Here is a 14,111-nt window from a genome sequence, read left to right as displayed (position 1 = left end):
CGGGCCTTGCCAACACATAATCGCGCGAAGGCGCGCGTCGCGCTTGCGGGCCGCGCGCGCGACCGGTAAGCCATCGTCCCGCAGTTTCATCGAGCGGCACGCGGAGTTTCCCCCATGGCCAATGTTGTGGTCGTCGGCGCCCAGTGGGGCGACGAGGGCAAGGGCAAGATCGTCGACTGGCTGAGCCTTCGCGCCGACGCGGTGGCGCGTTTCCAGGGCGGGCACAATGCCGGCCATACCCTGGTCGTGGACGGCGTGACCTACAAGCTCTCCCTGATGCCGTCCGGCATCGTGCGCGGCAAGCTCTCGGTGCTCGGCAACGGGGTGGTGGTCGATCCCTGGGCCTTCCTGGACGAGGTGGAGCGCGTGCGCGGCCAGGGCGTCGACGTGACGCCGCATCTCGTCAAGATCGCCGAGACCTGCGCGCTGATCCTTCCCGTTCACCGCGATCTCGACGCGGCGCGGGAGAATCGCGACGACGGCATGAAGATCGGCACCACGCGGCGCGGCATCGGCCCGGCCTACGAGGACAAGGTCGGACGCCGGGCGGTGCGCCTGATCGACCTCGCGGACGCGGACGGCCTGCGCGCGCGCGTCGCCGACCTGCTCCATCACCACAACGCGCTGCGCAAGGGTTACGGCCAGCCGGCCTACGACGCGGAGGAACTCGTCGCCTCGCTGCTGGAGATCGCGCCGAAGATCCTGCCCTACGCCGCCCCGGTCTGGCGCGTGCTCGACGACGCGATGGCGCGCGGGGAGAAGATCCTGTTCGAGGGCGCGCAGGGCGCCATGCTCGACGTCGATCACGGCACCTATCCCTTCGTGACGAGTTCCAACACCGTCTCCGGGCAGGCCGCCGCCGGCACCGGCGTGGGCCCCGGCAAGGTCGGCTATGCGCTCGGCATCGTGAAGGCCTACACCACGCGCGTCGGCGAGGGACCGTTCCCGACCGAGCTGACCGACGAGACCGGCAAGCGTCTGGGCGAGCGCGGGCGCGAGTTCGGCACGGTGACGAGCCGCCAGCGCCGCTGCGGCTGGTTCGACGCGGTGCTGGTGCGCCAGAGCGTGCGCCTGAATGGCCTGAACGGCGTGGCGCTGACCAAGCTCGACGTGCTCGACGGCTTCGACGAGCTGAAGGTGTGCACCGGCTACAGGCTCGACGGGGAAATCCTCGACCGCATGCCCGCCTCCACCCGCGACCAGGCCCGCATCGAGCCGGTCTACGAGACGATGGAGGGCTGGGGCGAGAGCACGTACGGGGCGCGAAGCTGGGCGGACCTTCCGGCCGCGGCGGTCAAGTATGTGCGCCGCGTCGAAGAGCTGATCGAATGCCCGGTCGCCCTGCTGTCCACCAGCCCCGAGCGCGAGGACGTCATCCTGATGGCCGACCCGTTCCGCGGCTAGGAGCGCGGCCGGCTCACGACGGCGGCGGGGAAGGGCTTCGCAGGCGCGAGCAGGCCTCGGCCGAGGCTTGCGAGATCGCCTCGGCGATGGTCTCGGGACGCGCACTGACCTCCCCGGAGACCCAGGCGCGGATCAGCCCGACCTGACCTTCCGCCAGCTGGATGGCGAGGATGCGGCAGGCCTGGTCATCGGCACCGCCCAGACGTTCGCCGATCAGCTCGGCCAGGGTCCGCACGACCTGTGATCGCTGATGCCCGGAAAAGGTCGATCGCGCGAGAGCCCGGTTGTCCCAGAAATGGCCCAGCAGCCGCGTGAGCACGACGGGGTCGCCTTCGCCCGTGACGCAATCGGCGAGCAGGCCGAGCGGGCGGCGCAGCGCCTCGAGATGGATCGCGTCCCGGCCGGGATAGTGGTCGTAGAAGGTCGAACGCCCGACATCGGCCTCGGCGGCGATGTCGGCGACGCGGATATCCTCGTAGCGGCGGGACAGGACCAGGCGGTTGAAGGCCTCGATGAGGGCTTGCCGCGTGCGCCGCACCCGGCGATCGGGCGCTCGGCGCGAACGGTCAGGTTCGGACATTTGCGCCTCTCCGTCCGGTAACGGTCAAAACGGTTCGGCATTCCGTTCCGCCGGGCCGGGACACAATTACGCTCGCGGGCTCGGTCTTCAACAAGAATCGGGTGCCGCCAATGGTCTCGTCATCCCCCGCCTCCTCACAGCCGCCCGCAGTGGCCGATGGCGCCTGCGCGCGCCGGATCGCCGGCGCCCTCCTGATCGCGGCCTCCGCGGCCACCGTCCTGGCAATGGCCCATCATCCCACCGGCGGGCATGCGCCGGGCAACCAGTCCGTGCACGCCGGGATGATCATCCTGCTCTCCGTCATCTTCTTCGGATTGTGCGTGCTCGCGCTGGCGCGCAGGCCCGGCCTCCTGATGCTGGCCGGCGTCGTCGCCTACGCGATCAGCCTGTTCGGCCATGTTGGCGCGGCCAGCATCAGCGGGTTCATCACGCCGCTGGTCGCCGAGCGCGTGACGCCGGCCGATCACCATGAGATCTTCGTGCTGCTCTGGGCGGGAAACCGCAGCCTGGCCGCGCTTGGCTTCTACGCGACCTCGGCCGCGTTCGTGTTCCTCGGGCTGGGAATGCTGCGCGATGGGTGGCTCTGGCGCCTGACCGGACTTGCCGGCATCCTCGCCGGAATCGTTCCGGCCCTGCTTCTGTGGTCCGGCGTCCTGACGCTCGACGTGCGCGGCGCACTGGTCCTTTACAGTTCACACGCGGTGTTCACCGCGCTTGCCGGTATCTGTCTGCTGTCGGGCCGGCCCGCAGGGAAGTGAGGCGGCGCGCGGACGCAGACCTCGCCGCGCGGGTCCCGCCGCCGGTGCCCCCGGATTTGCCCATTCGTGGCGGGCTCCTCTAGTCTGGCGCGAGACCAGAACCGGAGCCCCGTCCATGAATTACGCCGTCCCCGCCGCCCTCGCCGCCGTCCTCCTGGCAGCCTGCAGTCCCGAGCCGATGGAGCCGCAGGCGATGCGCGGGGCCTCGCCCTCGGGCGAGGAGACGGCGGCGCCGGCCCTGCGCGGGGCGGCGGCGGTCGATGCGGCGCCGGGCTCGCCCCGGGCGCTGCACGACCGGCTCTTCACCCTGGACACCCATGTCGACATCGATGCCGGCTACGCGAGCGAGGCGCTCGACCCGGGCGGCTTCACCCCGGCCCAGGTCGACCTTCCCAAGATGCGCGCGGGCGGGCTCGATGCGGCGTTCTTCATCGTCTATGTCGGCCAGGGCACGATCAGCCCCATGGGCTACGAGGAGGCCGCCGAGATCGCCGACGACAAGTACGAGGCGATCATGCGCATGATCCGCGCCTATCCCGAGCGGATCGCGCTCGCCACCACCGCGGACGAGGTGGAGGCGATCCGCGACAGCGGACGTCTCGTCGCCCTCATCGGCATGGAGAATTCCTGGCCGCTCGGCGAGGACCTGTCGAACGTCGCGATGTGGGCGCAGCGCGGCGTGCGCTACATGTCGATCACCCATTTCGGCAACAACCAGTTCGGCGGCAGCTCGAACCCCAATCTGGCCGTCGGCGATCCGGTCGAGGATCCCGGGCTGACCGAACTCGGCCGCGGCCTCGTCGCCGAGCTCAACGATCACGGCGTGATGGTCGACGTCTCCCATGTCGGCAAGCGCACCATGCTGGAAGCCATCGCACTGTCGCGCGCGCCGGTCATCGCCAGCCATTCGGGCGCACGGGCGGTCTACGACCATCCGCGCAATCTCGACGACGAGCAGCTGCGCGCGATCGCCGAGAACGGCGGGGTGGCCCAGATGGTCGCCTTCCGCGGCTATGTCGACGCGCCCGATCCCGACTTTCTCGCCGCCCAGCAGGACCTTGCCGAGAGCCTCGGCGTCGCCACCCGCGAGGCGCGCGCGGCGGCCGACGAGGCGACGCTGCGGGCCTACTACGAGGGGCTCGCCGAACTGCGCGCGCGCTATCCCGACGTCACGGTCGCCGACTTCGTCGACCATATCGACCATGCGGTCAGCGTGGCGGGCATCGACCATGTCGGCATCGCCTCGGACTTCGATGGCGGCGGTGGCGTGCTCGGCTGGGACGACGCGACCGAAACGCCGGAAGTGACCGCCGAACTGCTGCGCCGCGGCTACAGCGAAGAGGAGATCGAGAAGATCTGGTCTGGCAATGTCCTGCGCGTCATGCGCGCGGCGGAAGCGGCGGCGGGTAGCCAGGGCTAGCTCCGGGCGGCCGATCCGGGGCCGCAATCGGGGCGCGCCGGTGCGGGGCGGGCGAGCCAGAGTGCGGCGCCGGCCAGGATGGTGAACGACCCGAACACGAGGAAGAGCGCCCGCGTGGCCTCGCCGAACAGGCCGGCAAGCGCCATGGAGGCCGGCGCCAGCCCGAGGGCGGCGAACTGCAGCAGGCCCATCACGCGGCCCAGATAGTCCGGCGCGGTCCGCGTCTGCAGCCAGGTGATCAGCTGTATGTCGAGATAGGCCGCGAGCAGCGTCATCGCCGCGATCACCGCGGCGGCCGCAGCCAGCGTCGTGGTCTGTCCGAGCGCGATCATCAACCCGCCGAGCACGATCATGAGCGCGTAGGGCAGGGCCAGCAGGACCGCCTCGTTGCGCACGCTGGCTGCCCCGGCCAGCACGAGGCCGGCCATGCCGCCTGCCGCCGCGGCGGCGGAAAGGATGCCAAGCGCGGTGACCCCCTGGGGGAGAACGAATTTCGCGATCAGCGGAAGTCCGACCGCGATGGGCCCGCCGAGTCCGATGTTCGCCGTCAGGGCGATCAGCAGGAAGGCGCGCAGATGGGGCGCGCGCGCGACATGGCGAAGGCCCTCGCCGATATCGCCGAGAAGCGTACCCGCACGAGGCGGACGCGCTGGCCGTTCACCCTGTGCCGGGCCCATGGCGCGAAGCGTCCAGGCCGAGACCGCGAAGGTGAGGGCGTCCAGGGCGAAGACCATCCCATAGGCACGCTGTCCGGTGCTCCCGGCAAGATTCGCCCCGACGGGGTCCGACAGGAGCCAGGCAAGCAGCAGCGCGGCGACGGGCGGGCCGATCACGCCGCCCAGCTGCATCAGGCCCTGCACGATCGAATTCGCGCGCTGGAGCCGCGCGGGTCCGACCAGGCGCGGCAGGATGGAGGACAGCGCCGGCGCGTAGAACGCGCCCGCCGTGCCGAACAGGACGGCGAACAGGTAGAGCACCGGCATGGTGACCGCGTCGAGCGCGGCGCCCGCCGCGAGCCCTGCGACGAGGGCGAGCCGCACGAGATTCGTCGCGATCATCACCGGGCGCGAGGAGAGGCGGTCGCTGACCGCTCCCCCGATCAGCATGAAAACGGCACGCGGAATGGCGCCGGCAGCGAGCCAGAAGCCGACCGCCGCGGGATTGCTCGCGATCTCCAGGATCAGCCAGATCGCCGCGATGCGGGTGAGCTGATCGCCGATGATCGACAGCGCTTCGCCGGAGACGAGCAGCAGGAATCGCCGGTTCACAAGGCCCGCCCGATCGCTCATGCGCCGTCCCCGTTCGAGTTTCTCGGCCGCCAGCCTACCGATATCTGGTCGATCGACAATAAAGGTGCCGCTTCACGATTTCGGGAGCGCGAAAGTCGGGCAATGCCGGGACATTCGAGGGTGCGGGCAGTCCGCGACGATCCGCGCGATCGCGGCGAGGGCGGAGTAGACGCCGATTGACAGCTTGCCGCGCAGAAGCCCCTATCGGCTCCAGGGTCAACGAGGCGGGAGCCGGCCATGGCGCAGTCATCCACTCACGAGAGCGTCGTGATCGGCAGACGCTTCTGCGGGCCGCCCAATTCGGGCAATGGCGGGTATAGTTGCGGCGTGATGGCCCGGCTCATAGACGGGCCGGCGAGCTGCACGCTCAAGAGCCCGCCACCGCTCGACCGGCCGCTCTCGATCGAACGCGACGGGGGCGTCGTGATGCGCGACGGCGAGACCGTCGTCGGCATGGCCGAGCCTGCCGGGGCGCCGGAGCTGGACGTGCCCGCCCTGCCGCCGGCGGAGGCCGTGGAGAAGGCCTCCCGGCGCTATATCGGGTTCCGCTCGCATGCCTTTCCCGGCTGCTTCGTGTGCGGGCCGCAGCGCGAGGCGGGCGACGGGCTGCGCATCTTCCCCGGCCGCCTGGACGGGAGCGAGACCGTCGCGGCGCCGTGGCTTCCCGACGGCTCGCTGGCCGGACCGGACGGGCGGGTCGGCGCCGAGCATGTCTGGGCCGCGCTCGACTGCCCGACCTGGGCCGCCTTCGCCCATGACGGGCGCCTCGCCCTGCTGGCGCGGATGACGGCGGACGTGAAGCAGCGTCCCCGCCCCGGCGAGCGCTGCACGATCCTGGCCTGGACGCTCGGTTCGGAAGGCCGCAAGCATCGCTCCGCCGGCGCGCTCTACGGCGGGGACGGCGCGCTCCTGGCGGTGTCCGACACGCTCTGGATCGAACCGAAGGATCCGGCCGTGTTCATGTAGCGCGCCGGCGCGCGGGCGCGGCGCCGGCGTCGTCAGGGATCGACCCGGGAAATCGCCTGAAGGTTCGCCATCGCCGCCTCGGAGAAGCGGAAGCGCCCGTCGTCCAGGGCCGTGGCCGCGGCCTGGTAGGCGGTGAAGAAGGCGAGCGGTCCGGTCTGGGCGGCGATCAGCGCCTCGCGGCCGAGCCCGTCCTCGATCGCCATCGCCATGTAGACCCCGTTCATGTGCCCGCCAGAGGGCGAGTGGTCGCGCACCACGCGCGCCGCGGCGCGATAGCCCTCCTCGGAGCGCTCCAGCTCCGCGAGCGCGGCATCGATCGCGGCGAGGCGCGCGGGCGTCTCGGCGGCCCAGACGGTGAACTCGGGCGGGTATTGGTAGGGAATGGTCCCGGCGCGGATATGGCCGGCCTTGTCGATCATCGAGGCGACGCCCTCGTGCACCAGCCGGTCGAGCTGGGTCAGCAGCACGCCGGCCTCCGGTGCGGCGGGCACGTTGCGCAGCGTCTCCCGGTAGGCGTGATGGAATTCGTGCCCGATGAACTGGACGTTCTCCTCGCGCGGCTTGTCCAGCGTGTAGAGCGCGTCGGTCACGATCGATCCGTCCCGCCCGAGGCCCTGCGGCTCGAACACGATGAGATAGGCCTGCGGGCGGGGAAGGTCCGCGACCGTCTGCGCCGGCAGATAGGCCGCCGCCGCCGCGACCGCCTCGTCCAGCAGCGCCTCCATGTCCGGGCTCGCGGCGAAGGCCTCGATCTCGGCGCGCCGCGCGCGCACCGCCTGCAGGTGTTCGCAGATCCGCGGGAATACCGGGGCCTGCCAGTCGCCCTCGAACCCGGCGAGCGTCGCCGCGACGTCCCCGTCCGGTGCGAACACCGCGCTCATGCAGGCCACGATCGCGCGCCGGCGCTGGGCGGCGGCCTCCGTGATCGCGTAGCCGGGATGGGCGAAGACCGCGTCCCAGTCCGCCTCGCTCAGCGCCTCTCCGGCGGCGAGCCGGTCGGCGGTCTGCCAGAACAGCGCCGTGCCGCCGGTGTCGATCTGCGCCGCGGCCGTGCCGGCGGGCGAAAGGGCGCCGAGCCCGCCTGCCAGGAGCGCCGCCATCATGCCTGTCCGGGTCATCGCCCTGCCTCCCGTCACCTCTCCCCGGCGCGATGATAGGGCGCCGGCCCGGCGTGCGACAACGCAAATCGAGCGCACGGATGACGCGGAGCGGACAAGGTACTAGGGTGAAAACTAGGGTTTTTCTCCGGGGAGGCTTCCATGACCGACATCACCCTCGTTCTCGCCCGCTATATCGGGATCTACTTCGTCGTCGCCGGCATCGCCGTGGTGGCGCGGCGCGACACGATCGGCCAGTTCGTCCAGCGCTATCGCGAGGACAACGTGCTGACCTTCATCGCCGGGGTGCTTGCGCTCTGGTTCGGCCTCGTCGTGCTCGCCCTGCACTGGCAGTGGGACGACGCGCTGGCCGCCGCGATCACCTTCATCGGCCTCCTCGCGGCGATCAAGGGCACGGTGCTCCTGGTCTTCGGCGGCAAGGCGACCGTGCTCGCCCGGCCGTTCGACGAGAACCTGCACGTCGCCGCGGTCTGGGGCGTCGTCATCGCGCTGATCGGCACCTTCCTCGTCTGGGCGAGCTTCGCGGCCTGAGGCGCCCTGAAAAAAAGGCCCGGAGCGCGGGGGAGGGAGTGCGCTCCGGGCCGGTCTGCCGGCGTCACAGGGGAACGATGTGGATCACGCGTCCAGGGTTTCCAGAACGAGGATCGAGTCCGCCGGCAATCCGGTGTTGTCGAAGAAGCCTTCGTCGATCGTGCCGGACACCGAGACCCGGTCGCCGGCATCGATCTGCTGCCCCCCTCGTCGTCGAGCGGGTCATAGTCCATCCCAGCGGTGCCGACCTCGATGTCGTAGCCGAGCGCATGGTCGAGCATGAATTCGCTCTTCGCCGGCCAGGAAAAGCCGGGGCCCCGCCGAAGGCCGGGACGGGCAATCGGCGGGGCACCCGCACGTGAGACCGGCGTGGCGGAGGCCTTGCGGGGGAGGGTACGGGAACCGCGACGGCCGGTTTGCTCTCACGTGTCGAGGCTCAAACGCCGCCGCGTCATCCCGGTTCCGCGCAAATGCATCGCGAAGTGAGAAATCTTCACGAAGGTCCCTCGGGCGCGCGAAATCACCGCATTCTCGCCCTGCCCGATCCGGCCTAGTCTGCGTCCGGCCGGCATGGCGCCGGGCCCCGGCGCCGGAGGAGGAGGGCAGAATGGGACGCCTCGAGGGAAAGACGGCGCTGATCACCGGCGCCACCGGCGGCATCGGAGCCGCCACAGCCCGGGCCTTTCTGCGCGAAGGCGCGCAGGTCATGCTCGTCGATCTCGACGGGCAGCGCCTGCAGGACACCGCCCGGCGCATGGAGGGCGGATCGCGCCTGGCGACCGCGGCGGCCGATGTCGGCGACGAATCCGCGCTGGCTTCGGCTTTCCAGGCTGCGGCCGGCACGTTCGGCGGACTGGACATCGTCTTCGCCAATGCCGGCATCGAGGGGCAGGGCGGACCGGTGGAGAGTTTCGACCAGGCCGAGTTCCGCCGCGTCATCGACACCAATCTGATCGGCGTCTGGCTGACCATGAAGCACGCCGTGCCGATGCTGAAGGCGCGCGGCGGCGGGGTGATCCTGGCCACCGCCTCGGTCGCGGGCCTCGTCGGCTTTCCCGGCCTTTGCCCCTATGTGGCGAGCAAGCATGCCGTGTGCGGACTGGTGAAGAGCGCCGCGCTGGAACTCGGCGAGGCCAATATCCGCGTCAACGCCATCGCGCCCGGTCCGATCGCCAATGCCATGATGGAGCGGGTCGAACGCACGCTCTCCCCCGGCGATCCCGGCGCCATGCGCACGGGGCTGATGGGGGCCCTGGCCATCAAGCGCTACGGCACGAACGAGGAGGTGGCGGGCCTCGCCCTGTATCTGGCCAGCGACGAGGCGGGCTATCTCACCGGCGGCATCTACACCGTGGATGGCGGTTTCACCGCCGCCTGACCTTGTCAGGGCCGGTCCGCTCCGTCATCCTTCGCGGTGAAGTTCCAGGGGGCGTCCGCGTGCCGCGCGGGCTGAGAAGCACCCTTAAGGACCGGATCCAGGTCATGCTGGCGTCGGGATGGAACGGTGAAAGCCGCGACCCCTCGCGGGGCCATTTCGCCTCTCCTCGACGCCCAGCCCACGCCGCGCGAGGAGAGCGCCATGAACAAATCCACCACCCAGTCCGAGTTCGCGACTCCGCAAGTCACCACCGGCCCGCTCGCCGGATCGAGGCGCGTCTATACGAGCCCGGCCGCCGCGCCGGACCTGAAGGTGCCCCACCGCGAGATCGAGCTGCACCCGAGCGCGATGGAGCCCCCGGTGCGCGTCTACGACTGCTCCGGGCCCTATACCGACCCGGCCCAGACCATCGACGTGGAACGCGGCCTGCCGCGCACCCGCATCGCCTGGGTGACCGAGCGCGGCGGGGTGGAAGAGTACGAGGGCCGGCCCCTCTCCCCGCTCGATAACGGCGGCGCCACGGGCAAGTATCTCGCCCGCGAATTTCCCGTGCGCCACCGTCCCTTGCGCGGCACCGGCTCGAGCCCCGTCACCCAGTACGAGTTCGCGCGGGCCGGCATCGTCACCAGGGAGATGATCTACGCCGCCGAGCGCGAGAATATCGGCCGCGCCCGCGCCCTTCCCGGCGCGGCGGAACGGCGCGCCGACGGGGAGGATTTCGGCGCCGAGATCCCGCAGTTCGTCACGCCCGAATTCGTGAGGGACGAGATCGCGCGCGGCCGGGCCATCATTCCGGCCAACATCAATCACGGCGAGCTCGAGCCGATGGTCATCGGGCGCAACTTCCTCGTGAAGATCAACGCCAATATCGGCAACTCCGCCGTCGCCTCCTCCGTGGAGGAGGAGGTCGACAAGATGGTCTGGGCGATCCGCTGGGGCGCCGACACGGTGATGGACCTCTCCACGGGCAAGAACATCCACAACACGCGCGAATGGATCATCCGCAACGCGCCCGTCCCCATCGGCACCGTGCCGATCTACCAGGCGCTGGAAAAGGTCGGCGGCGTGGCCGAGGACCTCACCTTCGACATCTTCGCCGATACCCTCATCGAGCAGGCCGAGCAGGGGGTGGACTATTTCACCATCCATGCCGGCGTGCGCCTGCCCTACGTGCCGCTCACCGCCAACCGCGTGACCGGCATCGTGTCGCGCGGCGGCTCGATCATGGCCAAGTGGTGCCTGGCCCACCACAAGGAGAGCTTCCTCTACGAGCGCTTCGAGGACATCTGCGAGATCATGCGCGCCTACGACGTCTCGTTCAGCCTCGGCGACGGGCTGCGCCCCGGCTCCATCGCGGACGCCAACGACCGCGCCCAGTTCGCCGAGCTGGAGACCCTCGGAGAGCTCACGAGAATCGCCTGGAAGCACGGCTGCCAGGTCATGATCGAGGGGCCGGGCCACGTGGCCATGCACAAGATCAAGGCCAACATGGACAAGCAGCTGGAGACCTGCGGCGAGGCGCCCTTCTACACGCTCGGCCCGCTCACCACCGACATCGCGCCGGGCTACGACCACATCACCTCGGGGATCGGCGCGGCGATGATCGGCTGGTATGGCTGCGCCATGCTCTGCTACGTCACCCCGAAGGAGCATTTGGGCCTTCCCGACCGCGACGACGTCAAAACGGGTGTGATCACCTACAAGATCGCCGCCCACGCGGCCGACCTCGCCAAGGGCCACCCGGCGGCGAAGATCCGCGACGATGCCCTGTCCCGCGCGCGCTTCGAGTTCCGCTGGGAGGACCAGTTCAACCTCTCCCTCGACCCCGACACCGCCCGCGACTTCCACGACCAGACCCTGCCCAAGGAAGCCCACAAGACCGCCCATTTCTGCTCCATGTGCGGGCCGAAATTCTGCTCCATGAAGATCACCCAGGAGATCAGGGACGAGTTCGGCACGGCCAGGAGCCCGCACACCAGCGTCGAGCTGGAGGAGGCCGAGGCCGCGATGGAGAAGAAGGCGCAGGAGTTCCGGGCGATGGGGGGTGAGGTTTATGTGGAGAAGGGGTAGAAAAAGGCACCGAATCGTAAAAAGGCTCTCTCCTTTAAGTTAGGCGACTCAAATGAAACTCCCTTCGCGATATGAAGATTTGGACCTCGCGTTTCGTGGTCGCTTAAGGCCAAATCGGTCGCTTATCGTGAAAGTGCAATCTGCGTTTCGGTCTATGGAAATGCTCGGCGGGATACGGTTCTTGCCCGTGTTCGGAAAGAGTGGATCAGGCAAAACCTGCGCTGCCCTTGAGCTAGGAACGCATCTGCCGGAGGTGTATGTGCACCCTCTCGACCGGAATGCGGTCTCAGATTCGAAATACTTTGAGTCTGAAATCGAGAAAATTCGCTTTGAAGCACAAGGTCGACCTGTCGTGGCTGTGATCGACCAATATGAAGAGGTCGCTGCATCTCAGAAAGAATTGCCAAGCGCTTTTGTCGAGCGACTCGCGCTTCTGGACCGCGGAGATCTTCGAGACAGCAAGATTTTATTCCTATGGCTAACAACAAGTAAGTCTTTCCAAAGTTCCCTTGTGGAAGCGACATCAAGGAACGAAAGAATTCTTATTTCCAAAGAATTCGAAATCCTTAGTCTCGATAGAGATGAATGGCCAGAAATTATAGAAGAGACTTTTCAATTTCACAATGATAAGCCAATTTCTGATTTTGGTTTGATTCGATCTGATATAGAAGACGTTGCGCGCCGAAACCAGACCATCGGCTCTACGATTGAAGGTGTTGGAGCCAGGCTGGCTGATCAGATCGAAGCGTTACAAGACCTGAGCGAGTACACAGTGGTGATGTTGTGGCCGGTTACGGACGCCACGAGAATCACTAGGATTCATCAATTCACCGACCCTAGGCAGGGGTACAAATTAGATTGGAGCGCCTGGTACCGACACCTTAATGCGGAAGATCGAGCGAAACTTCCGCTCAAAGAATATAATAGAGCTAGATTATATTTTGATATGAGGCTTGTTCCGATCGCTGCCGCTGATTTGCACGCGCTCTGCAACAACCTTGATGATGCGGCTTATACCCCACCCCGAACATATTTGGATCGTTTTGCACGGACCCACTTTTATTCAATCGTGACGGGAGCCTGGGACCCAACGGGATATTCACCGCTCCGAGAGCGTGAATCCGAGAGAGCGCGCAAAGCCCGCGACTGGTATCTTTCGGTAACCGATAAACCTACACAGATAGGCGCTCGAATAGCAGCATCATTTAGCGCATTAGGAATTAATGCTCAGAGCGAGGAAACAATCAAATCGAAGCACTCCACGGTTCGCGCTGATGTTTTTATTGAGCGAAGCGGGGCCGAGAAACCGAATAAAGTTATCGTTGAGCTAAAAGCGTTTGCTCCCGATAACACGCGGCCATCTAGCATTTGCGGAGCAGTAAGAACCACTCTAAGGCGTCACGCGCAATTTGCTGGGTTTGTCGGCGCCCAATAAATCCATAGATTAAGACCTATCTGATGGTTTTCAACGCCGCATCCAGCTTCTCAGCGTCTCAACAGCCGGCAAGCTAGACTCTGTCCCTTCCATCGAAATGCGAACGCTTCGTCGACTTCAAACCAGCTCCCGTCGTTTCTGATCCCATGATACGCACCCATGCAGGAACATTCGCATTCGAAGCCGGTTGCATTCTTGCAAGCCGGGGCGCATTTCTCCATCTCGTTGTAAGGCTGAACGATGTATACGCTGCCGTAATGCTCGAGGCATCGCTTTACTAATCCGTTGAACCAACTCTTGGGCGTTAGCCAGCATTTCTCTAACCGATTCCAAACAGGTTCGGCTCGACCGGAGTGTTGAAGCCACGTCCTGTTTTCCTTTGAATAGGGAAGGCGGACGCGATGCTTTTCTCTCTCGCCCGTACGCCGATGAATTACAGGCACTCGCTCCTGATTCCAGATATGACGGATCTTTGTTTGGTCCTGCTCCATCCTCGCCTCGGAACACTCAATCCTGTGGTCGCAATCTGTTAATCCTCAAGTCTCCGCGTTATATCATCCACAAGATGTGAGAAATTTTTCGCTGCTCGATTTGAGTTCCAGACTTTTCCGACCAGACGCTTGGCTCCTAGGTCCAGAATGCCGGGGCTGTAGTTTCCGTATTCGGTGTCAGCGTACTTTCGCTTGAGAAGATGCAGAGCCGGCTCGGCCGCAGTCGGGGTCACCCTTAGCTTCTGGGAATTAAACACATGCACCAGCCAAAGCGCCCCGTCGAACTCCATCGTAAACTCTGGCTCGATGCGGATTTCAAATTTCTTCTTCGGACCCTGATAAATTTTCGCTTCTGGTGGTGGGTAGAGCTTCGGCTTCTTCTTGCTGATCCAATCCTTCAACGAGGTAGCCGCCGCCAGATTATGGGCACGCTCGGGACCGGTCTTCAATGCAGCGATTGCTTCAACTGCCGTCGGAAAGTCTTGGCCATCGCCCGCGAACCTCTTCGATGCGGCACGGAGCGTTCGGTAGAAATCATAGCCTGAGCCCTTCTTGCTGTATTTCTCTAGCTCAGAAGAAAGCTCGTGCGACGGCAAAAGAGCCATTTTGACGAATGTTGAGAATGCAAAGCGAGGCATGGAGACCTACCGAATCACAACTATAAACCGTAT

Annotated in this window: 12 protein-coding genes and 1 riboswitch; of the genes, 8 read left to right on the top strand and 4 right to left on the bottom strand. The window is 66.5% G+C overall.

What is annotated here, in order from left to right:
* Positions 1-114 precede the first annotated feature (114 nt).
* On the top strand, positions 115-1,404 hold the full coding sequence (locus tag JW792_RS10240; protein ID WP_135997248.1) for an adenylosuccinate synthase: 1,290 nt from the start codon (positions 115-117) through the stop codon (positions 1,402-1,404).
* A 13-nt stretch (positions 1,405-1,417) separates the two neighbouring features.
* Here the strand turns inward: JW792_RS10240 and JW792_RS10235 are convergent, their stop codons facing one another.
* Complete coding sequence (locus JW792_RS10235; RefSeq protein WP_135997247.1) at positions 1,418-1,984, bottom strand: TetR/AcrR family transcriptional regulator; 567 nt, start codon at positions 1,982-1,984, stop codon at positions 1,418-1,420.
* Positions 1,985-2,133: 149 nt separating this feature from the next.
* Between JW792_RS10235 and JW792_RS10230 the strand changes: the two genes are divergently transcribed.
* A complete protein-coding gene (locus JW792_RS10230) occupies positions 2,134-2,742 on the top strand; it encodes a hypothetical protein (RefSeq protein ID WP_135997246.1) in 609 nt (202 codons plus the stop codon).
* Positions 2,743-2,857: 115 nt separating this feature from the next.
* Positions 2,858-4,162, top strand: coding sequence for a dipeptidase (locus JW792_RS10225; protein ID WP_241094945.1), 1,305 nt, complete (start codon positions 2,858-2,860; stop codon positions 4,160-4,162).
* On the opposite strand, the gene JW792_RS10220 is transcribed toward JW792_RS10225, so the two are convergent.
* Positions 4,159-5,451 (bottom strand): MFS transporter, encoded by a 1,293-nt coding sequence (locus tag JW792_RS10220; RefSeq protein WP_135997245.1) that lies wholly within the window; start codon positions 5,449-5,451, stop codon positions 4,159-4,161. The genes JW792_RS10225 and JW792_RS10220 overlap by 4 nt on opposite strands.
* A gap of 237 nt (positions 5,452-5,688) precedes the next feature.
* On the opposite strand from JW792_RS10220, the gene JW792_RS10215 reads away from it, so the two are divergent.
* The gene (locus JW792_RS10215) at positions 5,689-6,417 is read left to right on the top strand and encodes a hypothetical protein (protein WP_135997244.1); all 729 of its coding nucleotides are present in this window, start codon (positions 5,689-5,691) and stop codon (positions 6,415-6,417) included.
* 32 nt (positions 6,418-6,449) lie between these two features.
* Here JW792_RS10215 and JW792_RS10210 read toward each other — a convergent pair whose 3' ends face one another.
* Positions 6,450-7,535: a DUF5700 domain-containing putative Zn-dependent protease gene (locus JW792_RS10210; RefSeq protein ID WP_135997243.1), complete on the bottom strand. Its 1,086-nt coding sequence runs from the start codon at positions 7,533-7,535 to the stop codon at positions 6,450-6,452.
* A gap of 141 nt (positions 7,536-7,676) precedes the next feature.
* Between JW792_RS10210 and JW792_RS10205 the strand changes: the two genes are divergently transcribed.
* From JW792_RS10205 to JW792_RS10190, 4 genes are all read left to right on the top strand, one after another.
* A complete protein-coding gene (locus JW792_RS10205; RefSeq protein ID WP_135997242.1) occupies positions 7,677-8,066 on the top strand; it encodes a hypothetical protein in 390 nt (129 codons plus the stop codon).
* 607 nt (positions 8,067-8,673) lie between these two features.
* Complete coding sequence (locus tag JW792_RS10200) at positions 8,674-9,444, top strand: SDR family NAD(P)-dependent oxidoreductase (protein WP_135997241.1); 771 nt, start codon at positions 8,674-8,676, stop codon at positions 9,442-9,444.
* Positions 9,445-9,481: 37 nt separating this feature from the next.
* Positions 9,482-9,580, top strand: a riboswitch (TPP riboswitch).
* Positions 9,581-9,645: 65 nt separating this feature from the next.
* Positions 9,646-11,514 (top strand): phosphomethylpyrimidine synthase ThiC, encoded by a 1,869-nt coding sequence (gene thiC / locus JW792_RS10195; RefSeq protein WP_135997240.1) that lies wholly within the window; start codon positions 9,646-9,648, stop codon positions 11,512-11,514.
* A 187-nt stretch (positions 11,515-11,701) separates the two neighbouring features.
* The gene (locus tag JW792_RS10190) at positions 11,702-12,949 is read left to right on the top strand and encodes a hypothetical protein (RefSeq protein WP_206340780.1); all 1,248 of its coding nucleotides are present in this window, start codon (positions 11,702-11,704) and stop codon (positions 12,947-12,949) included.
* Positions 12,950-13,478: 529 nt separating this feature from the next.
* Here JW792_RS10190 and JW792_RS10185 read toward each other — a convergent pair.
* Complete coding sequence (locus tag JW792_RS10185; protein ID WP_135997237.1) at positions 13,479-14,078, bottom strand: hypothetical protein; 600 nt, start codon at positions 14,076-14,078, stop codon at positions 13,479-13,481.
* Positions 14,079-14,111 lie beyond the last annotated feature (33 nt).

It is taken from the genome of Marinicauda algicola, from assembly GCF_017161425.1.
Classification (GTDB): Bacteria; Pseudomonadota; Alphaproteobacteria; order Caulobacterales; family Maricaulaceae; genus Marinicauda; species Marinicauda algicola.
This window is presented reverse-complemented; position numbering and strand designations above follow the sequence as displayed.